The 22,187-nt window shown below is 28.1% G+C and carries 21 protein-coding genes; 15 read left to right on the forward strand and 6 right to left on the reverse strand.

Annotated elements, in window-relative coordinates; genetic code table 11:
* Positions 1-530: 530 nt before the first annotated feature.
* The 3 genes from ACWOA3_RS08595 (at position 531) to pepF (ending at position 3,877) form a co-directional block, all read left to right on the forward strand.
* Positions 531-1,370 (forward strand): sulfurtransferase, encoded by an 840-nt coding sequence (locus tag ACWOA3_RS08595; RefSeq protein ID WP_456885366.1) that lies wholly within the window; start codon positions 531-533, stop codon positions 1,368-1,370.
* A gap of 45 nt (positions 1,371-1,415) precedes the next feature.
* Positions 1,416-1,967 carry a GNAT family N-acetyltransferase gene (locus tag ACWOA3_RS08600; protein ID WP_456885367.1) on the forward strand — a complete coding sequence of 184 codons (552 nt, stop codon included), beginning with the start codon at positions 1,416-1,418 and terminating at the stop codon, positions 1,965-1,967.
* Positions 1,968-2,074: 107 nt separating this feature from the next.
* Positions 2,075-3,877 carry an oligoendopeptidase F gene (gene pepF / locus ACWOA3_RS08605; RefSeq protein ID WP_456885369.1) on the forward strand — a complete coding sequence of 601 codons (1,803 nt, stop codon included), beginning with the start codon at positions 2,075-2,077 and terminating at the stop codon, positions 3,875-3,877.
* A 38-nt stretch (positions 3,878-3,915) separates the two neighbouring features.
* On the opposite strand, the gene ACWOA3_RS08610 is transcribed toward pepF, so the two are convergent.
* A complete protein-coding gene (locus ACWOA3_RS08610; protein ID WP_456885371.1) occupies positions 3,916-4,764 on the reverse strand; it encodes a metallophosphoesterase in 849 nt (282 codons plus the stop codon).
* Between the two features lie 194 nt (positions 4,765-4,958).
* On the opposite strand from ACWOA3_RS08610, the gene ACWOA3_RS08615 reads away from it, so the two are divergent.
* The 12 genes from ACWOA3_RS08615 (at position 4,959) to ACWOA3_RS08670 (ending at position 17,988) form a co-directional block, all read left to right on the forward strand.
* The gene (locus ACWOA3_RS08615) at positions 4,959-8,597 is read left to right on the forward strand and encodes a UvrD-helicase domain-containing protein (RefSeq protein WP_456885373.1); all 3,639 of its coding nucleotides are present in this window, start codon (positions 4,959-4,961) and stop codon (positions 8,595-8,597) included.
* A gap of 79 nt (positions 8,598-8,676) precedes the next feature.
* Positions 8,677-9,492 carry a 6-phosphogluconolactonase gene (locus ACWOA3_RS08620; RefSeq protein WP_456885374.1) on the forward strand — a complete coding sequence of 272 codons (816 nt, stop codon included), beginning with the start codon at positions 8,677-8,679 and terminating at the stop codon, positions 9,490-9,492.
* A gap of 5 nt (positions 9,493-9,497) precedes the next feature.
* Positions 9,498-10,826: a hypothetical protein gene (locus tag ACWOA3_RS08625; RefSeq protein ID WP_456885376.1), complete on the forward strand. Its 1,329-nt coding sequence runs from the start codon at positions 9,498-9,500 to the stop codon at positions 10,824-10,826.
* A gap of 12 nt (positions 10,827-10,838) precedes the next feature.
* Entirely contained in the window at positions 10,839-11,726 is an 888-nt protein-coding gene (locus ACWOA3_RS08630) for a DMT family transporter (protein WP_003146973.1), read from the forward strand.
* Between the two features lie 167 nt (positions 11,727-11,893).
* The gene (rho, locus tag ACWOA3_RS08635; RefSeq protein WP_003146972.1) at positions 11,894-13,162 is read left to right on the forward strand and encodes a transcription termination factor Rho; all 1,269 of its coding nucleotides are present in this window, start codon (positions 11,894-11,896) and stop codon (positions 13,160-13,162) included.
* 82 nt (positions 13,163-13,244) lie between these two features.
* Positions 13,245-13,889, forward strand: a complete 645-nt coding sequence (locus ACWOA3_RS08640; protein WP_456885378.1) for a VTT domain-containing protein — start codon at positions 13,245-13,247, stop codon at positions 13,887-13,889.
* 576 nt (positions 13,890-14,465) lie between these two features.
* On the forward strand, positions 14,466-14,570 hold the full coding sequence (locus ACWOA3_RS08645) for a 3'-5' exonuclease (protein ID WP_172497884.1): 105 nt from the start codon (positions 14,466-14,468) through the stop codon (positions 14,568-14,570).
* A gap of 213 nt (positions 14,571-14,783) precedes the next feature.
* Positions 14,784-14,954 (forward strand): hypothetical protein, encoded by a 171-nt coding sequence (locus ACWOA3_RS08650; RefSeq protein WP_456885381.1) that lies wholly within the window; start codon positions 14,784-14,786, stop codon positions 14,952-14,954.
* Between the two features lie 9 nt (positions 14,955-14,963).
* Positions 14,964-15,254 (forward strand): bacteriocin immunity protein, encoded by a 291-nt coding sequence (locus ACWOA3_RS08655; RefSeq protein ID WP_456885383.1) that lies wholly within the window; start codon positions 14,964-14,966, stop codon positions 15,252-15,254.
* A 236-nt stretch (positions 15,255-15,490) separates the two neighbouring features.
* Positions 15,491-16,450 carry a Gfo/Idh/MocA family protein gene (locus ACWOA3_RS08660; protein WP_456885385.1) on the forward strand — a complete coding sequence of 320 codons (960 nt, stop codon included), beginning with the start codon at positions 15,491-15,493 and terminating at the stop codon, positions 16,448-16,450.
* A gap of 15 nt (positions 16,451-16,465) precedes the next feature.
* Positions 16,466-17,335: a glutathione S-transferase C-terminal domain-containing protein gene (locus ACWOA3_RS08665; protein ID WP_456885387.1), complete on the forward strand. Its 870-nt coding sequence runs from the start codon at positions 16,466-16,468 to the stop codon at positions 17,333-17,335.
* Between the two features lie 5 nt (positions 17,336-17,340).
* Complete coding sequence (locus ACWOA3_RS08670; RefSeq protein WP_442566235.1) at positions 17,341-17,988, forward strand: MmcQ/YjbR family DNA-binding protein; 648 nt, start codon at positions 17,341-17,343, stop codon at positions 17,986-17,988.
* A 59-nt stretch (positions 17,989-18,047) separates the two neighbouring features.
* On the opposite strand, the gene ACWOA3_RS08675 is transcribed toward ACWOA3_RS08670, so the two are convergent.
* The 5 genes from ACWOA3_RS08675 to ACWOA3_RS08695 all read right to left on the reverse strand — a co-directional run bounded on the left by ACWOA3_RS08675 (position 18,048) and on the right by ACWOA3_RS08695 (position 21,830).
* Complete coding sequence (locus tag ACWOA3_RS08675) at positions 18,048-18,401, reverse strand: hypothetical protein (RefSeq protein ID WP_003146964.1); 354 nt, start codon at positions 18,399-18,401, stop codon at positions 18,048-18,050.
* Entirely contained in the window at positions 18,402-19,001 is a 600-nt protein-coding gene (locus tag ACWOA3_RS08680) for a response regulator (protein ID WP_442566234.1), read from the reverse strand. It abuts the gene before it with no gap.
* Between the two features lie 15 nt (positions 19,002-19,016).
* Positions 19,017-19,727 (reverse strand): histidine kinase, encoded by a 711-nt coding sequence (locus ACWOA3_RS08685; RefSeq protein WP_442566233.1) that lies wholly within the window; start codon positions 19,725-19,727, stop codon positions 19,017-19,019.
* A 463-nt stretch (positions 19,728-20,190) separates the two neighbouring features.
* Positions 20,191-20,931 (reverse strand): ABC transporter permease, encoded by a 741-nt coding sequence (locus tag ACWOA3_RS08690; protein ID WP_003146961.1) that lies wholly within the window; start codon positions 20,929-20,931, stop codon positions 20,191-20,193.
* Positions 20,931-21,830 (reverse strand): ABC transporter ATP-binding protein, encoded by a 900-nt coding sequence (locus tag ACWOA3_RS08695; RefSeq protein WP_003146959.1) that lies wholly within the window; start codon positions 21,828-21,830, stop codon positions 20,931-20,933. The genes ACWOA3_RS08690 and ACWOA3_RS08695 overlap by 1 nt, the downstream gene beginning before the upstream one ends.
* Positions 21,831-22,187 lie beyond the last annotated feature (357 nt).

Below are 22,187 nucleotides of genomic sequence, written 5' to 3' on the forward strand. Positions count from 1 at the left end.
TAATTTTCTTTGCTTGTGCTGTATTTTGTACTAGTGATGTTGTTTGAAATGTTTGCTGTTTTCCGTATTCGTAACCAGCGAAGGCTGATAGTCCGATTACAAGTGAACCACAGGCACTAGTAATAATCATTTTTTTCTTGTTCATACTATTTTCTCCTTAATTATTTAATTCAAAACAATTCCGATTTATTATATCATAGTGTTCTGAGTTTGTAAATAAAAATGTTTACGGTTTATAAAGTGTAAAAAATATTTGGGGAAATGGGAGTGACTCAAAAATCGTGATTTCGTAGAAATCAATTTTGTCGAATCACCTCCGCACAGGTTATTAGATATCTAAAAAGCTTTTATAAAGCGAATTTAGATATCGATAAACCATTGTGTCTATGAGTTATCATATACACTTTGTTAAATTTTAGGACTTTTGGTCAACCCCATTCACATCGATTTGATAACGAATTAAATTATATTTTTTCAATAATATTTATGTTATAATAAATTGAAAATTAAATTTTAGAGGAGGAGTACTTATGACACAATTTGATTTTAAAAAATTAGTTGATGCTAAGTATTTATTAGAAAATAGAACAAAAGAGAATATAGTAGTTATCGATGCACGTGGTGGAATGCTTGAAGAAGGTGCTTTAATGTATGATAAAGCAACGGTTGTTGATTGGACTGATATAAGTTTATTAGATGAATTTGGAGGGGAGAATCTAGGTAAATTATTATCAAAAGATAACTACGAACAAATTTTTTCTAAACTTGGCATTAATGCTGATTCTGAAGTGTTAGTTTATGGTTTTACAATGCCAGAACAAGGATTTGGAGATGAAGCACGTGTAGTTTATACATTTAATTATGCTGGATTTGATAATGTTAAATTTATTGATGGTGGTTTTAAACAAGTTGAGAAGCTAGGATTTAATAAAAATTATGAACCAGCATCTGACCGAATAGATGTTAGCGATGTAGTTCGTAGTGAAGCAACTCAAAACGAAAAAGCTATATTTACAGATGAATTATTATCAAAACTTGGAAATGCTGATGTGCAAATTTTAGACACTAGATTAGAAGTTGAATATAATGGTCGCGTAATTTACGGTGAAAATAAAGCGGGGCATATTCCTGGTGCAATCTCTTTACCATTTAATTCTTTAGTTAATGAAGAAGGATTTGTAAAATCTAGAGAAGAGTTAGAAAAATATGTAAATGAAAAAGGTTTAGATAAGAATAAACTTCAAATTACATATTGTACTACTGGAGTTCGTGCATCTTATGTAGCTGTAATATTAGAAGAATTAGGATTTAACGTGAGAAACTATGAGCCTTCATTTGCTAGATATGCTAATGTTGGGGAAGTTGAATAGTAGATGATTCTTTAATAATTACTAAATCATGGAAGGATACATGTAATGATTAGAAAAGCAACCAAAGATGATATAAAAGTATTAGAAGGATTGCAGGAATTTATTGAATCTTTAGAAATTGACATATTAAAGAATTATTCTATAGTAAAAATTCAAGATATTCTAAAATTTGTATTTCTATCAGAATATGATAGATTTAGTTTTAAAAACTGTATGGTTTACGAAAGTGATGGAAAAATAAAAGGGTTCTCATTTTCTTATCACTATAATGAAGTAGAAAAGATGAAAAATTTCTGGTTTAATGAAGTCGTTAAAAAATTTAATTTAAAGCAAGATGACATTATATTTGATTATAATGAAGTATTGGAAAAAGAGTTTTATTTAGATACACTATATGTTTTTTCTGAGTATAGAGGAGAAGGTGTTGGGAATAAACTATTAACAAGCTTTATTAATAGTAGTAATACGTTATTAAGTTTAAATGTTGCTCAATCGAATGTTAGAGCAAGAAAACTATATGAAAGTTATGGATTCTATAAAAATAGGGAGATTTATATAGGACATGAGAATTATGATCATCTAATAAAAAGAAAATAATGCTTCTATTTTCTGAAAATTCAATATAGTTTTAAAAATATATATTACCAAATTGCTGAAATATGTGATATAATTAAGATTATGTATTAGACATAAGGAGAAATAAGATGGTTGAACTATTAAGAAAAGATCAAAAAGTTGAGAATACATGGGATTTAGAATTAATTTTTAAAACAAATGAAGATTTTTGGAATCAATTTAAAGAAGTGGAAGAATTAATACCACAAATACAAAGTTATAAAGGTAAGGTTAAAGAGGGTGCTAAAGCTCTTCTAGAAGTTTTTAAAGCTGAAGAAGATATGATGTTAAAAGTCGAACAATTAACAATTTATGCATTTCTTAGAAAAGACCAAGATAGTACAAATGCTGAATATGGTGAATTATATGCTAAAACGATGAATTTAAATTCTAAGTTTTATGCAGAGTGGTCATTTTTAAAACCTGAACTTCTTTCAATTGATGAGGATGTACTATTAGGATACGTAGAAGAATTAGATGAGTTAAAAGTTTATAGATTTGAATTAGAAAAAATTAATAAAAAACGTCGTCATACTCTAGATCCAGAACAAGAAAAAATAATTGCAATGGCTGGAGAAGCACTAAATGCTAGTGATGAAACTTTTTCAGCATTAAATAATGCAGATGTTGAATTTGAGCCAGTTGAAGATAAAGATGGAAATAAACATACTTTAACGCATGGAACATATGGTACTTATATGGAAAGTACAGATAGAGTTCTTAGAAAAAATACATTCCATTCTCTATATAACTATTTCAAAAAACATAATAATACGTTTGCATCTACATTAGGTGGAAATTTAAAACGAAAAAAATATTATGCTGATGTCTATAAATATACATCAACAAGGAATAATGCATTATCTAACAACTTAATACCAGAGGAAGTGTATGATAATTTAGTTTCTGTAGTTAATGAAAAAATTCCAGCCCTACAAAGATATTATAAATTACATAAAAGAGCAAAAGGACTTGAAGATTTTAGACTATATGATAGATCTGTATCAATGGTAAAAGGAGAACCAATTAAATTTACATTTGAAGAAGCTCGTGATATAGTACTTGAAGCTGTAAAACCAATGGGTGAAGAATATGTTAATGATATGAGTAAAGCATTTACAGAACGTTGGATAGATATTTATCCTAATAAAGGAAAACGTTCAGGGGCGTATTCATGGGGTGGATATACTACAAAACCATTTATTCTATTAAATTTTGATGGAACATTAAATGATGTGTATACACTTATACATGAATTAGGGCATTCAATGCACTCGTACTACACTAGAAAAAACCAACCATACGTTTACGGAAGTTATTCAATCTTTGTTGCAGAAGTAGCATCAACTTGTAATGAAGCATTATTAACAGAATATCTATACAATAAATTTGAAAAAGAAGGTAACAAAAATGGAATGCTGCGTGTCCTTAATCAAGCATTAAGTGGATTTGTTGGAACAGTATATAGACAAACTCAATTTGCAGAGTTCGAACACAAAATAAACCAACAACTTCAAAACGGAGGGGCTATAACAGCAGAATATTTAAATACTGAATATTTCAATGTGGTGAAAAAATACTATGGTGATGTATTTACTTACGACGAAGATATAAAATATGAGTGGTCAAGAGTTCCACACTTCTACTACAATTACTACGTATATCAATATGCCACTGGTTATTCTGCAGCACAAGCATTATCAAAATTAATACTAGAAGATAGTAAAAATGCTAAAGTTTATATAGATGAATTCCTTTCAAAAGGAAACTCTGATTATCCAATAGAAGTATTAAAAAATGCTGGTGTAGATATGTCTAAACCTGATGCAATTGAATTGGCGCTTCAAGACTTTGAAGAAAAAATAGAAAAATTTGAGAAATTATATTTCTAATAAATAAAATAAGAGATTCAAAATCGGATTTTAAAAAATCACGATTTTTGAATCTCTCTTTTTTTTAATGTAGCTAATACTAATTCAATTCTATTGTTTATTCTTATAGGAAACGAGCTATTTCCTAGTCCACGAGAAACAATTAATGTCGAACTGTCTTTTCTGTAACAACCACTTGTGTATTCTGGAAAGAATCCTTGACTAGGAGAGAAAATACCTCCTAAAAATGGAATTCTCCATTGTCCACCATGAGCATGCCCTGAAAAAATCAAATCATATTTAGTTTCTACATAGATTGGAAATTTCTCTGGACGATGTGATAACAAGATGTTAAAATATTCTGAAGAATATAGATTGTCTAATGTTTGCTTGAAGTTCGCACGGTGATTTAAATTATCTTCGTTTTTGAAAAAATTATAATCTTCTACACCAACTAGATTTATAAAATCTTGATTACGATTAAGAAGAATACTTTCGTTGTGTAAGTGAGTAATTTTAAGTTTTGATAACATAATTTTTAACTCAGCGTATTCTTTAGGTAATCTAAGTTCATGATTACCAGATATAAAATAACAAGGAGCGATTATAGAAAGTTGACTTAGGATATTATAGGCTACATCCATGTCGTTTTTATAACTATCTAGAATATCTCCAGTAATTACAATGATATCTGGTGAGAATTTTCTGATTTTACTTAAGAAGGTTAAGTCACTTAATCCAACCTTATCGCAGTGAATGTCACTCACTTGAGCAATTTTAAAATTATCAAAAGAATCGGGAAGATTATTAAAATCAAGTGTAGTTTTAGTTACTTTTAGTTTTTTATTTTGTTTAATTATAGAACTAGCTACTAGAATAGGAGCTAATGCCAAAATTTTTCGATTCATCTATTTCACCTATTATAAAAATTTAAGAAAAAGTAATGTTTATTTATAATATTATTTTATAATTACAACTGTGTAGAAACAATATAAAAATATAATTTAAATAAATGTCTTACTATCTTAAAACATTATACCATAATGCTTAAAGTATGTTAAAATATAAAGTGATTATTAATATGAAATTAGAGGAAATTTATATGATAAATATTGAGAAGATTGATAATATAGCCGCTTCTAGGAAGTATCCACCAACACCACCGCAGTGGCAAGCTATCGCTATTACAGGAGCGGATGTTCTCGTTGCGGCCGCAGCTGGGAGTGGTAAGACAGAGGTTCTTTCCGAAAGAATAGCAAGAAAAGTTGCGACAAAAAGATGGGATATAGATAGATTATTAGTCCTAACATTTACTACAGCTGCTGCTAAAAATATGATAGTAAGAATAGAAGATAAAATTAGTGAAAGATTGCTTTCTACAAATAAGGAAGAAGATTTATTATTCCTTAGAAAGCAAAGAATGCTAATGAATGATGCTTATGTTAGTACTATTGACAGCTTTTGTCTAAATGTATTGAAAAAATTCTATTATCTTGTAGAGGAAAAAATTGATAATCAAATTAAATATTTATCACCTAATTTTGGTATATTAGCAAATAGTAAAGGACTATTGAGTGAAACAATAGGGAATGTACTAGAAGAATTGGTTAAAGATGATTCTAGTAGCACAGATTTATTGTTTACAGTTTTTGGCTCTAAACAAAATATAAGTTCTTTTATTATTGATATATACTATAAGCTTTTAAATATACCTAATTTTCAAAAATATTTAGAAGAAGATTTTGGAAAATTTAATTCTCTATATGAAGATAAACTTTCTGTTGATAATAAAGAAGCACTTGATAAATTTAGTAGAGTTGATGAATTAACTACAGTAGAAAATATAAAAATAACATTTGATTTTTGTTTGTATATTAAAAAATATCTAGAAAGTTCTAAAAAAAAGAACGATATAGATTTTATTTCTCTTGTTAATTTAGATGATGACAAGAAAGAAAAGATCATAAAATATCTTCAACAAGATGAAGAAACCTTAAAGAGTAATCAAGAGAATCTTGAGGAAATTGAAGTTATTATTGAGAAACTCAATGAACAAATAAAAGTAGAAGATAGTGTTTATGACACGGCGACATTAGCAAGTATACAAACTGACCTTAATGATTACATTAATTATTTTAAAACTATAGATAAAATGAGTGAGTTATCAAGAACTATTACAAAAGTTCTTAAGAATTTACATAATGATTTTATTAAAAGAAAAAGAGAAAACAATTTCTTAGATTTTTCTGATCTAAATCATCTTGCTATTAAGGCTTTAACTAAAGAAGAAAATGGTGAGATTATCCCAAGTGAAGCGGCAAATTATTATAGAGAATATTTTTATGAAATATATGTTGATGAATATCAAGATAATAATAATTTGCAAGAATATATTCTAAACCTAATTAGAGGAGAAGGTGTGAACTTCTTTAGAGTAGGAGATGTTAAGCAAGCAATTTATGGTTTTAGGGGTTCTAATCCAGATCTTTTTGAACAAAAGTATAATAGTTATAGAAAATTGGAAATTGATAACTATAGTGTAAATGAGGAATATTCATTTGAAGATGATTCTGAAGGTATTTGTGTAGTATTAAAAGAGAACTTCAGAAGTGATGAGAATATATTGAAATCTAGTAATTTTGTATTCAATAGATTGATGGGAAATAAGAATGCTGGTGTGAGCTATGATGAAGATAGCGCCCTTTATTATCCAGAAGCAAAAGAGCGCCAAGATACAGAAATTATGGCAACTAAGTTAATAAATGGTAAGGTGAACTACTATACAGGAGAAATAGTAGAAAATAAAAAAAATTATAGGGAACAATCTATAGAAAATATTGCATATGAAATTTTGCAAGGGATAAAGAATGGAAAGAAATATAGTGACTATGCTGTTTTAGTTAGAAATAGTACAAAAATGTCTAGTTTTAAAGAAATATTTAGCAAGTACAATATACCATTATTTTTCAAGGAAAAAGTTGGTTTTACTGAATCAAATTGTTTTAATATTTTATATAATATTCTTAGATTTTTAGATAACACTAATAGGGATGCTAGTCTATTAGCCATTTTGCATACTGAGATTTTTGATTATAGTAATGATGAATTATTGAGAGTATCATTACAAAAAGGAAAAAATCTTTTTGAGAAGTTAACAAATAGTGAAAATAAAAAAGATAGTCAGACTACAAATCTATTAAAAAAATGGTTGAATTTTAGTTTGAATAACTCTTTACCGACTTTAATAGAATGTATATCTTTAGATACTGATTTTAAAAATTATTTAGTTACAATAGGTGTAAATGATGAAGAGATTGATTATTTTGAGAATTTTGTAGATGTTGTAAATGAATATCAGAAAATTGATAATAAACTATCTGGTTTAATTAGGCAGTTGAAAAATATAAAAAATGAAGAGGTATTTGAAACTAAGAAAAGAACACCAAACGATAGTGTTACCTTATCAACGATTCATATTTCTAAGGGATTAGAATATAAAGAAGTATTTGTTGCTGATCTTGACACTTCATTTAGTAAAAGTGGTTATACTGGAGAAGGGTTATTCACAGAGACTTTTGGGTTAAGTCTTAATGTTGAGACTATAGCTCAAAATTTCGGTTTAAACAATTCTAGACTAACAGAATTAAACGAATTATATAAGTTAAATAGTATTTTGATAAAACTACGAGAAAGAGAAGAAGAAATTCGTAACCTGTATGTAGCCCTAACTCGAGCTAAAAACACACTGTATCTTGTAAGTCCAAGTGGAATAGAATTAAATAATGAGAAGGCAAGAGATAAATCACTTTCCCAAGCTATTTTAGAAGATGATAACTTTGAAACTATACTAAATAACTTACTGAGTGATTATGAAGAAGGATTTAGTTTTGAAAATGAGCGTGAGGCAAAATTTGAAGCTCATGAAGTTATTCCATTGATTCAAGAACAGGAAAATGGTTTAGACTTTGACTTAGCAGATTTTTATGAAAGGTTTGAATTAAAACAACAAGACAATGAAGAAATCCAGGAGAATACTATTAAACATAAGGTATTTCCAACAAAAACATCATATAGCGCATTGAAAAAAATTAACGGTGAAAGTAATTCTGGCTTTAAGAAAGAAAAAAGAGGCTATCTCGAGTTAACTACATTGAAGAGCTCAACATCTGCAAGTAAGGCAATACTTAGGGGGAATATTGTTCATAAACTTTTTGAAAAGATAGTTAATGATGTGAGATCGGGTGTTGAAATTAATGATGTAGAAGTTTACTTAAATAATTTGAAGAAAACAGATAGTTTAATAAAAAATATTAAAGAGAATAGAATATTAACAGAAGAAGAGTTTGATAATATAAATAATAAAGATGATATAGAAAGAATAAGTAACTTTATTAATAATGAATTAATGAATATTATTTCTAATTGCCAATTTTGTCAAACTGAAATAGCATTTACCACTGCGAAAAAAGCTAAAGAACTATACAGTGAAAGCGATAGTGAGATAGATGTAATACTTCAAGGGGTAGTCGATTTATTTATTAAAATATCTGATGATGAAGCTATTATCGTTGATTATAAGACTGACTATGTGACTAGTAAAACTGGGGAAGGTATTTTACGTGAAAGACACAAGGATCAACTAAGAATATATAAAGAAGCGGTAGTGGAATATTATCAATTAAAAAATATTAAAACATATGTTTATTCTTATGTACTCTCTAAACTGATAGAAGTTGAGTAAAATCTATGACGTTGTTAGTAAGGGATAAATATGATATAATAGAAAGTAATTTGAATAATTACTATATGGAGGTGAAAACATGAAATATATAGTTTGTAACAGTGAAACAGCAGTTCTAAATAGAATGTATGATGAATTTGAAAAAAATCTTGAGGATGGAGCAGTTATTTGCTTACCTGAAAATATTATTAATACACAATTTACGAATAGAATGATTGATGACAACCAAACAGGGAAGTATCGCTATAAACATGTTATAATGTTAGGTCAACGTGAATTTGCTGATATTGATATTGAAGAGAAATTTGGATTATATAGATATGCAAGGCATGAGTTATTTAAAAAGTTAGATGTAGAAGCTAAAAACATTTATTATCCGCAGGCATTAAATAGTAATGAATGTGATGAAGATTTAAATAATTATAAAGAAGTATTAGAAGAAAATCCAATAGATGTTGCGGTAGTTTTCTTAGGATCTGATGGAGGAATACTTGATTACCGTTTTGCTGATGAGGTAAATAAAAACCTTCATATTATTGAATTTTCAGAAGAAGAAAAATCACAATTACAACAAGCTGGAATGGAAATCAAAGGTAACAAATTAATTAGTATTGGGTATGAAAACTTAATGTCTGCTAGAAACTTATTTGTTGTAGTTTTAGGTAATGACAAGAGAAAATACATAGCAGAATTATTTGAAAATGAAGAGTCAGAAAATAAAACGATACTTTCAATTTTGAATAATCACAAAAATTTATTTATTTTTACTGATAAAGAAGCAAGTTATAAGTCAGAAGAAGAGGTAAATAGATTAATAAAACAAAGACAAAAAAAATTAGAAATTAAAGAACGTGAAGAAAGACTTCAAAATGAGGAGAAAAAAAAGGATAGGTAATAAGTATGAATGATTATCAGAGAATTATAGATTATGATTTTAGTGATACGGTTCTTGATGATAAACTTGTTGTAAAATTCAAACTAAAGAAAACATTTAGTGAAGATCAGTTTATCAGTCTGTTTTCGCCAAAAAAAGGTGAAAGATTTATAATAAGAACACCAGATACTAAAACTTCTATAATCGGTATAGGTTATGAAGCAACATGGTTACTTGATTCTAATGATTTTCTAACTAGTTTTGATAACAGTAGTATTTTATCTGGGTTTGAAGAGTTGAGAGCTCAGGTAACAGTTTTAGAAATTGATGAACATGATGATGAGTATTTTGGAATCTATGGTGGTATTTCAGACGGTAATAATAAAAACAGTCAGGAATGGGTAGATTTTAGTGATACATCATTTGTAGTTCCTGGAATACTTGCTGTTTTTAAAGGTGAAGAAGTTTTTATAACATTGTTCTTTAATATGAAGGAAGAAAAAGAGTTTTCGGAATTATGGACGGAGAGAATCTCATTTTTAAGCAAGCTTGATAATGATAATGAGATTTCTAACGATCCTAAAATATCGATAGTTAGAGAGATTTATCCGGAACTTTGGCAAGAAAACATTAGAAAAGCTCTTCTTCAAATTGAGAAAGAAGAACTTAAACGTATTGTACTATCAAGAAAAAATTTAATACTATTAGAAAATAATACTTCACTAGGTGCAATAACTAAATACCTGTTAAGTAGAAATAGATATTTCATAGCGTTTGAATCTAAAAAGAGTTTATTCATCACGACAAATCCATTAATTTCATTAGATTATACAGATAAAGATTTAAAAGCACATTTATACTTAAAAAAAGAGAATCTATTTAACAATGATTACTCAATTATGTTTGATGAAGAAGAAATCATTCATGAATATAAAGAGAATTTTGAATCTCAATTTGAAAGAGAATTTAGAGTATATGATGATAAAACATTGATGGGGAAAAAACTTGATGTATTCTCAGTTTTAAATGCAAAAGTTGAAGATTCTCAAAAGGCAATTAAATCTCTTAGCCTTCTTTATCCGATGCCAATAATAAAGGGGTATCCTGAGAATGTTGCGAAGAAATTTTTTGATGAAAATTATAAAGTTGGTTATGGTTTTTGGTACTCACCATTTGGTTATGTTACCAATAAACTTGATGCTAAGTTTTATACATGTGGAAACATGATGGTAGCTCAAAATAATATGATAACACTATTTACTAGTATCTTATTATCTAAGGATGAGAATTATAATGAAGTAGTAGAAAAATCTAACAAAATTGTAAGTTCAAGTCTAAAGTTGTTTGATCATTAGGAGTGTGTAATTATGGAAAAAAGTACTATGAAAAAAGGTGCTATTCTTACTCTGTTAGGAGCTACATGTTGGGGATTATCTGGAGTGTTAGGTGAGTATTTACTTAATATTTCTAAGATAGATTCAACTTGGGTAATTTCCAATAGACTATTTTATTCAGGTATAGTTCTAGTGATTATTTTATTCTTAAAAGATAAGAAAAGTCTGATGAATGTATTTTCGGATAAAAAAGATATTTTGAGATTATTAAATTTTTCATTTTTAGGATTACTCATTTGTCAAGGTACATTTTTTTTAGCGATTAAGTATACTAATGCAGGTATGGCAACTGTTATTCAGTTTACCGGGCCAGTAATGATTATGACTTATTATTGTATTATAAGTCGAAGATGGCCGTTGCCTCGTGAAGTCGTTGCAATAGTATCCTCATTATTTGGAACTGTTCTTATGGCTACGCATTTAGATTTCAGTAAATTAAATATCTCCACTTTGGGATTATTCTGGGGAATATTTTCTGCTTTTGGACTAGCTAGTTATAATATTTCATCAGTAAATTTAACAAAGAAATATGGAGTAATGCCGATAATGACCTGGGGACTTTTAATTGCAGGATCTGTAGTGTATTTTGGTACAGGTAGCAATTATATACCTTCCAATTTTACATTTATGGACTTCTTATGCATAACTGGTGTTATTATTGTAGGAACAATAATGTCATTTTCACTGTATTTAGAAGGGGTAAGAATGATTGGAGCTGTTACAGGAAGTATTATCGGATGTTTTGAGCCAATAGCAGCAATAGTTTTCTCATTCTTATTATTAGGAACAACATTTGGTCTAATAGATATAATCGGAGCTGCATTTATCTTATCTGCAGTGGTAGTACTTAGTAAGAGATAAATTGTTGTTAAAAAAATTAATATTAAATAACAAGAACTTGAAAATAACATTTAGTGTGAGTTATTTATTCAGGTTCTTGATGTACTTTAAAGATAATGTTTAATTAGATCAACGATTAATTTAGATGTTTAATGATTTTCTATGTGATACATGGAGAAAGGAAAAAAATGAGTAACGTAAAATTTGATGAAATGTATAAAAGTATGAATACTAAAGAACTTACAGCTTTGGCTAAAGAACTTGGTGTTCCAAGATATTATACATTAAATAAAAAAGAGTTAGTATTAGCGATTTTAGAAAAACAATCAGTAAGTGAAGAGCATTACTATGCTTCTGGTATTTTAGATGATATTCACCCAGAAAATGGTTTTGGTTTCTTAAGAACTGTTGATTATAAAAAAGGAGAAACAGATATTTATATTTCCGCTTCTCAAATTCGCCGTTTTGAACTTAAAAAAGGTGATGAAGTATTTGGGAAAGTTCGTAAACCACGTGAAGGTGAAAGATTTGCAGGTATATTACAGGTAGATAAGGTCAATGATGTTGATGCAGAGGTTGCAAAAGGTAGAGCACATTTCCAAGCTTTAACACCGATTTATCCAAATCAAAAAATTGTTTTAGAGACTACTAAAGAAAAACTTTCTACAAGATTTGTTGATTTGGTAGCACCGATTGGATTCGGTCAACGTGGATTGATTGTTGCACCACCTAAAGTTGGAAAAACAACATTACTAAAAGATATAGCAAATTCTATTAGAAAAAATTATCCTGATAAGAAGTTAATTATTCTTTTAATTGACGAAAGACCAGAAGAAGTTACTGATATGGAGAGATCTGTAAGAGGAGCAGATGTTGTAAGTTCAACATTTGATGAAACTTCTGAAAATCATATCAAAGTGGCAGAATTGGTTATTGAGCATGCTAAACGTCGTGTAGAACTTGGTCAAGATGTAATTATACTTATGGATAGTATTACAAGACTTGCTCGTGCTTATAATATTGTTGAACCAAGTAGTGGTAAAGTCTTAAGCGGAGGGGTAGATCCATCGAGCCTTCACAAACCAAAAGCATTCTTTGGTGCAGCGAGAAACGTTGAAGGTGGAGGAAGTTTAACTATTATAGCAACTGCTTTGATTAATACTGGTTCTAGAATGGATGACTTAATATTTGAAGAGTTCAAAGGAACTGGGAATATGGAGATAGTATTATCACCAGAATTAGCTTCAAGAAGAGTTTATCCGGCTATTGATTTCTTGAAGAGTTCTACAAGAAAAGAAGATTTATTACTAACAGAAGATGAAGTAAAAATACTATGGCAAACTCGTAGAAAACTTGAGGATGTTAGTGAACCAACAATTGGAGTACTTAATCATCTTAGAAAACATGAAAGTAATGCAGACTACATTGCTGAAATGAAAAAATTCATAAGAGATTAATTTCTAGATTGTATGATTAATAGACAGGTTATGTTCTCTATGGTATAATCTCATAGAACATATTTATTTTAGGAGGATTACATTGGAAACAATTAAATTTTTAATTGATTTTGTATTGCATATTGACAAACATCTTGGTGAATTAATGACACAACATGGACCATGGTGGATGTATGGGATAATATTTTTAATTATCTTTATTGAAACTGGTGTTGTGTTTATGCCGTTTTTACCAGGTGATTCATTATTGTTCGCTAGTGGTGCATTGTGGGCTGCAACAGGGAATAACATCTTTTTATTATTATTCTTATGTGTAAGTGCCGCAGTAATTGGTGATAATTGTAACTATTTTATTGGAAGAAACTTCTCTGATTATCTAAAGAGTAAAGCATGGTTTAAAAAGTTTGTGTCTGATGAAAACATAAAAGACGCTGAAAACTTTGTAGCAAAACATGGAGGAAAGTCTATTTTCTTAGCTAGATTCTTCCCAATCATTCGTACGATCGTTCCATTTATCGTAGGAGCTGGTAAGATGAAATATTCTAAGTTTAGAATTATTGATTTCTTCGGAGGTCTTTGTTGGTGTACATTATTTGTATCAGTAGGGTACTTCTTTGGAAATATTCCATTTGTTAAGAACAACTTTTCTGTAGTTGTAATTGCTATTATTTTAATCAGCTTAATTCCATTAGTTATTGGAGCAATTAAATCTAGAAAAAAAGCATAAAATAATAGGGTGTATAATAATTAGTGTGGATGAGAAAAATCCATACTAATTATTTTTTTATTAATTAAGAAAGTAGTTACAAAAGAAATATTTGTACATTTTGTTATACAAAAAAGTAAGGGGCTGACCCAAAAGTACTAGATTTTAAAAATAGTTTACATGAAAACTCATAGCCTCAGCAGTAGACACAATCCAATCAGTTTCGTCTTATGACTCACTTCTTGGTGTGTCCTTGCATACGTTATACGTAAGAATTTTAAAGTGCCTTTGGCACTAAAAATTCTAACGTACAACGCAAGTGGTTTATTGATATCTAAATTCGCTTCATAAAAGCTTTTTAGATATCTAATAAACTGTGCGGGGGTGACTCGACAAAATCGATTTCTCCGAAATCACGATTTTTGAGTCACTCCCTTGGCAGTATGAATATAACTAAATATAAAAAAATAAAACAATCTATCAAATTTGATAGGGAGATAAATTCAAAGTTAAATTAATTATATAAGGGACTTGAATTTAAAAATGTATTTATAATGAATATAGATGAGAATTATTCTTATTTGTATAAAGCAAACTATGAAAAAGTTAGATAAAAATGTATTGTTAGAAACAAATGTAGAAGAAGAAAGACGATTGCTTTATGTAGCAATGACAAGAGTAGAAGAAAGATTGTATATATAGGGCATAAAGATAGTAAGTTTATAAAAGAATTAAAAGAAATAGAAAGTATTTTGACAGAGTGTAAAGAGTGATGTTTTAACAAATATTTTAAAAAATTAAATAGAAGACTTGTATTTTTTATTTTTTACTATATAATAAAACTAACAATTCATTTCTAATATCGAAAAAAAAGTTAAATTTTCTGAAAAATAGCAGAAAGAAGGTTCTATTATTATGAAAAAGAAATTATTTTTTGTTTTATTATTATCAGGTAGTATGTTTTTAAATTATAATATAGCTGATGCAAAAGGAAGAACAGAAGTTACTACTTTTTCCCAGTATACTACTATTGCGAATGATGATGGGGGTTCACATTGGAACCAACTATTAATTGGTAATTATTAGGAATTTTATATGTTTAATTATTTTCCTAAAGAAGAAGAAATTTTAACTGATTTATATAATTTGATATTAGATAAAGAGGTTGGAATAAAAGAGAGAGAATTGTATAAGAAAGCTATTTTGTTAATTGAAAAAGAAAATGAATATTATGAAGCAGTTTTATTTCAATTAGTACCTGCTTTATCTTATTTAGCACGACAAGGAAGTATTTCTAGTAATGGTTGTATTTTTATGACTAAAATTAGTAGATTTACTAATAATTCTATAAGCTTTTATTTATTTGATTCTATATTAAAAAAATAATTTGTAAAATCAAAGAAAACAGTGTAAAATATGTATACAAAGCAATTAGTTAGTATGTTGTATAGAGTAAAGACCTAAGGACTCCATTCCTTAGGTTTTTTAGTGTCTCCAAAATTTAGGACTGATGAGAAGGGTCATGAGCTTAAAGCTCATGATTCCTTTTTTTATGCAGAAAAGTTGCTAGTGTGAGTTTATAAAGATATAATTAAAGGATACATAGTAATTTGGAGGAAAACATGAAATTAGGAATTATTGGTTCTGGAATGATAGTGAAAGATTTCTTATCTTTTGCTCATGAACTTCCAGAAATTAAATTAGAAGCTATAGCAGCTAGAAATATTGAAAATTTAAAAGAATTACAAAACAAATATAATATTAAAGAAATATATACTGATATTGATTTTTGTCTGGAAAATAAAGCGATTGATACTATTTATGTTGCAGTGCCGAATAATTTACATTATACAGTTGCTAAGAAAGCTTTAGAAGCTGGTAAAAATGTTATTTGTGAAAAACCGTTTACCTTAAAGTATGAGGAATCTGTAGAATTATTTGAAATAGCCGAAGCTAAAGGATTAATATTAATAGAAGCAATAACAAATCAATATCAAAAAAATTATCTTGATATAAAAGACAATATTGATAATATTGGAGAAATAAGACTTGTTGAATGTAATTTTTCTCAACTTTCTTCAAGATATGAAGCATTTAAAAATGGAGTTATAGCACCAGTGTTTGATAAAAGTAAAGGTGGGGGAGTACTTGGTGATTTAAATATTTATAACATTCATTTTGTAGTTGGATTATTTGGTAAACCTAATAAAGTACATTATTCACCAAATATTGTTAATGATGTTGATACTTCGGGTATTCTTCTATTAGAATATGCTAATTTTAAAGTAGTTTGCATAGCAGCGAAAGATACTTTTAATAATAGTTATGTAAATATTCAAGGTGATCAAGGTATAATTAAAGTTATTGGACCTACAAATGAAGTTCCTAATTACAGTATTCAGACAAAAGATAACTTCATAAATGAAAATAAAAATATTCATTCACACAGAATGTTTGCTGAGTTTAAAAAATTCGTTGAAGTTATTAATAATAAAGATTTTGATTTCATGAATGATCAAAAAGAACATACTTTGAATGTTATGTATATTTATGAAGAAGCAAAAAAAATTATAGAAAATTAAAAAGGAGAAAATCACATGAAAAAATTTTTTAGTAAACCATTTGGAACAGAGGAACAACCTATAGAAGAGGGAAGATACAGATTATTATGGTCTCCTTTATGCCCATATGCACATAGAGCGGTTATAGCAAGAGAGATACTAGGTTTAGATGATGCTATTAGTTTAGGAACATTGGATTATCGTCGTGGAGAAGAAGGATGGCAATTTAGCTTAGATAAAGATGGGCTAGACCCAGTTTTAAAACAATCTAAAATTAAAGATGTATACTTAAATAGTGATTCAGATTATGAAGGACCATATTCAGTACCTGTGCTTGTTGATGTTACTACAGGAAAAGTAGTTAGAAAAGAATCTGCTGAGTTACTTCATGAATTTGCAACAGTATTTAGTAAACTACATAAAAAAGATGAAATAGATTTATATCCTGAGCATCTTGCAGGTCAAATCGATGAGTGGAATGAAAAATTGGCCGTAGCAATTAATGATGGTGTATATGGAATGAGATTTGCTGAAAACCAAGAAAAATATGATGAGGCATTCGATAGATTCTTCGATATGATGGATGTAGTAGAGGAGCGTTTATCAAATCAAAGATACTTCCATGGAAATACAATAACAGATACAGATATTCGTTTCTATACTACGATGATTCGTTTTGATGTTGTTTATTACGGATTATATTCTGCGAATAAAAAGAGAATTGAAGAATATTCTAACATATTCAACTACTTAAAAGATTTATATCAGACATCAGGATTTGGAACTACAACAGACTTTGAAGCAATAAAGATCGGATATTATGCATCCGCAGGTAAAACTATTGTGCCAAAAGGACCGGAGGTAGATAAGTGGAGTCAAAGTCACGATAGAGCTAGATTCGAATAATAAATATGAAGATTATAGATGTAAAAGAATATAACTTTTCTAAGGAACAACTTTTACAGTTTGGATTTGAAGAAGAAGCGGAAAAACTAATATATCGAAAAGAAATTTTAGATAGTAGCTTCTTAATAGAAATCGTATTTGTAGATAGTCAACTTTTAGTAGAAGTTTATGATTTAGAATTTGATGAGGTTTACTCATTGTATAGCGTAGATAGTGCAGTAGGTGAAACAGTACAGAATATTAGGGAGCAGGTAGAAGAGTTACTAAGTTCTTTATTGGGATTAGCTGATGAATCTGGGAAAATAGGTTCAGAAGTTATCGATTATTGTTATAAATATGGTGGAAATCATGTTAATCCTTTTAAAAAACATCCAGACATATTGGCATTTGTAAATGAAAAAAATAAATGGTATGCCTTGATTCTAGAGGTTAAATATAATAAATTAAATAAAAATACTGATATTACAACTAAGGTGAAAGTTTTAAATCTAAAATATTCTACGGATAAGATCTTAGATATTATAGACAATAAAAATATTTTTCCAGCATATCATATGAATAAGAAGCATTGGATTAGCATAGTTTTAGATAAAAATATCAAATTAGAAACAATAAAAGAATTAATAGACATAAGCTATTCTTTAGTAAAATAAAATAAAAGGAACAACTAAAAATCACTTTGTAAAAATTTTGATTTAAAGTTGTTCCTGTTTTATTTATTATATGCAATTATCAAGAATATTATTTGGAAAATGATAGAAATAATTAAAATAAATCCTAAAATAAACCCTAATGCGCCAGCGATGATATACAATATAATATTTATAATTATTAAATAATTTTTTGTGAATTTTATTAATGAAATAACAATATTAAAAATAACAGCTATTAAAAGCATAAAGTAGTGTGGTATTAGGAACGCAAGTAGCATTCCTAAACCAGCGCCTGCGCTAGGACTATCAGAATGATTAAATTTTGATATTACACTTGTAAAGTATAGTATTGTTAGTGCTATGTATATAATTGACGAAAGTAATGATAATCTTATAGCGAGTTTTCTTGTCATCTAAAGCCATCCTTCCTCGGTAGATTTTTTTACAGCTTCTGTTCTGTTTTTGCAGTTTAATTTAGTTAGGATATTAGAAATATAATTCCTGATAGTTCCTTCCGATAAAAACAGTTCATTAGCAATCTCTTTGTTTGGTAATCCTTCTTTAATTTTTAAAAGAATAATTTTTTCTTGATTTGTTAATGGATTGTGACTATTGAAGATATTTTCCATTAGTTCAGGTGAGTATTCTTTGTTACCTCCTAAGACGTTGTTAATTGTTTTCATAAGTTCATCTATTGAGCGATCTTTTAGTACATAGGCATCTACGTTATTTTTTATGGCGCGTTCAAAATATCCCATACGTTTAAAAGTTGTCACAATAACAACTTTACAATGTATATTATTACTACGAATGTACTCTAGTACGTCTAGTCCTGTTGCTTCAGGCATTTCTACATCAAGTATAGCTACATCTATATCATTAGTAGAAATTAAATTTATAGCTTCTTTTCCATCTTTAGCTTGAAGTACACTTTCAACACTATCTTCCATTGATAATAATGTTGCCATTGCATCTCGTAACATACTTTGATCTTCAGCAATAAGTAATTTCATATTGTCCTCCTGTTTTTATTTATTGATTGTTACTTTGATAGTTGTAGGGAATTTTTTTGATGTTATATCTATTACTCCATTAACTAGTTTAATTCTATCTCTTATAGAAGATAGTTCCTTTCCGTCAATATTTTCAAAACCACGACCATTATCAGAGACAATAATAGTATAGTTATTACTAGATTCATTGATATTAATATTACATTTATTAGCCTTACTATGTTTAATAACATTATTCGTTAATTCTTTTAGTACCATTGTAATAGTCCATTCAACTAATTCAGATGGAAGTGTAGTCATATTATTCTTAATATCTAATGAAATATCAGCCATGGTCATAATATCTGTAATAACTTTTAATTCTTCAGTAATACTTCTATGCTTTAATTTATTAATAATAGAACGTGTTTCTGTCATTGAAGTACTGCTGATTTCACTAATTTCTTGAAGTTCTTTTTTTGCAGCTTCAATATTATTTTTATCTAAATATTTTTCAGCCAGCTCTGCTTTTAACTTTAACATTACAAAAGTATGTCCGATACTATCGTGTAAATCTCGGCCTATTCGATTTCGTTCATTTTCAGCAAGAAGTAGATTAATATGTTCATTGTGTTTTATACGTTCATTTTTTAATTTATTTCTTTCATAACCATATTTTTGGAAAAAATAAGTTATTATACACATAGAAGAAAAAATAAATAGGATAATTCTATCTCCAATATTCATTTTGGGATTAGAGATTATATATAGTGTTAGACAATTTATAGTTATAAAAAAGCTAATCGTTCTGTATGTAAAATACTTATCATGAAAATGCCAAACGAGTAGATTACTTAGATAAAAACTAAATAGAATATTCATCGGATATAAAATAATGGTCATGTAACTGATATAAGCAATTAAATAAAACCATTCTGTAAAAATAAGAATTTTATTTTTTGTATATAGTATTCCTATATATGAAGAAAGTGCGAGAAAAGTTAAAAGCAATATATATTTAGGATAAGTTCCATCGATAACATATGCAAGTGGGAATATGAAAAATACCAATGATAAATAAAAACCATAATTCCCCTTTAATAAATTTAGTAATTTTTTATACATTTCAATCTCCTTATTCTTTAATAATACCACAATAATATAAGAGTGTGAATAATTTATCCGCACTCTTATATTATTATTATTATTATTATTTTGATTCTCTTCTGTTTTTTATTACCAATGTAGCAATTATACATACAACCGAATATGCTAGAAGTATAGCTAGAGCTCTATAAGAGAAAATATCTTCTTTAATATATTTATTAACGAAATCTAAAAGATAGTAGGTTGGTGTCAGTTTAGATATATTTTGTAACCATTCTGGGAAAAGGTAAGTAGGCCACCAAAGTCCTCCTAGCATAGCAAGTCCTAGGTATAATATATTAGCAAGTAACGAAAGTTTTTCTTCTGATTTAATAAGACTTAGAAGTAATCCCATACCTAAAAATGTAATACTTCCAATAAGCATTAGAACAGCTGACATAAACCATTCACGAGCTGTCATATTAACGCCTCTAAAGATATGCCCAACAGCAAATACAACAACTATTGATATAATAAACGTAATTATTAGACGAATAAAACGAGCAAGGTAGTATTCAGATATTTTTATAGGAGAATTATTTAATATATGTAGATAGTTGTTTTTCTCGTCTTCTTTTATTGAAATAGGGAGAGAAAATAAAGCGAAGCTTATACTGCTGAATGCGGTCATTGAAATAAGCATATCTTTTACAACGCGTATCTTTGTTTCAGGATCATCGAATTGCTGCATTCCAGAAAATAGTATAAAGAAGATAACTGGAAAACCTAATCCCATAATAAAATTAGTTAAGTTTCTTTTTATGAATATAAATTCTATGTTTAATAAGTTAGCAAGATTTTTCATTATTTCTCTCCTCCATTGTCTTTAGTTGTTACAAAAATACTATCTAATAAAGTTCTATTTTGAATTTCAATTTCTTTAAATGTACAACCAGCTTGGTGTAATATGTTCCATATTTCATCTGGTTTCTTTGTTAAGAAATTAATATTATCTGTTTTAATTTCTAAATTATTTATAATATCACTATCTTTCAATAAATCTAGATATTTTATAGGTAGTGTGAAGTATTTTTCAATTTCTTCAGCACGCATAGCATGTGGAGTAGTATCGCGAATAAGTTTTCCCTTATTTAGAACTAAGATTCTATCTGCGGTATGTTCTACTTCTTCGATGTAATGAGAAGAATAAATAATAGTTAGACCTTTATTTTTTAAGTTATTTACAATTTCCCAAAATCTAATACGTGTTGATGTATCCATTCCAGCTGTTGGTTCATCTAAGAAAATTAATTTAGGTCGTCCTATTAATGTAATAATAAAAGATAATAATCTTTTTTGTCCTCCTGATAATTTAGAAGCAAAGTTCTCTTTTTGAGAATCATCAAATCTTAGTAGTACATCGATTTCTTCATTTGTTAATGGATTTTTATATAGTTTTTGAATAAAACTAAGTAATTCTTTCACTTTTAGTTTTTCAGGAACGACATTTTCCTGAGGAAGTATGTTAAGAAATTCTTTTAGTTTCTGGTTTCCTGGATTTAGAGAATTAATTTTTATTGAGCCTGAATTGATAAATTTATTTCCTAATAGACAATTCATTAGAGTAGTTTTACCAGCTCCGTTAGGCCCAATTAAAGCAATGCATTCACCAGAGTTTACATTAAAAGAAATATCATCCAAGATATTTTTTCCTTTAATTGTTTTTGTTATGTTTTTTACTTCTATAATATTATTTAATGACATTTTGTTCACCTCATTTTTGATAATTAAATTATATCAAAGTAGGAAGTTACCTTTTAGTAGGTAATGTCATGAAGTAATATGACAAATGTCATAAAAAAGACTTAAGGGACGAACCTAAAAGCCCTAAATTTTAAAAAGTGTATATGAAAACTCATAGACGCAGTGGTTTATTGATATCTAAATACGCTTTATAAAAGCTTTTTAGATATCTAATAAACTTTGCGGGGGTGACTCGACAAAATCGATTTTGATGTGTACCCAAAATTCTGGACACATATATATTTAGTTTAGACAAGTGGATGTTATCCTGTATTGTACAGGAGGCATCCATTTTGTTTTTGATTGAATTCTCTTGTT

The sequence above is a fragment of the Gemella taiwanensis genome (assembly GCF_054054385.1).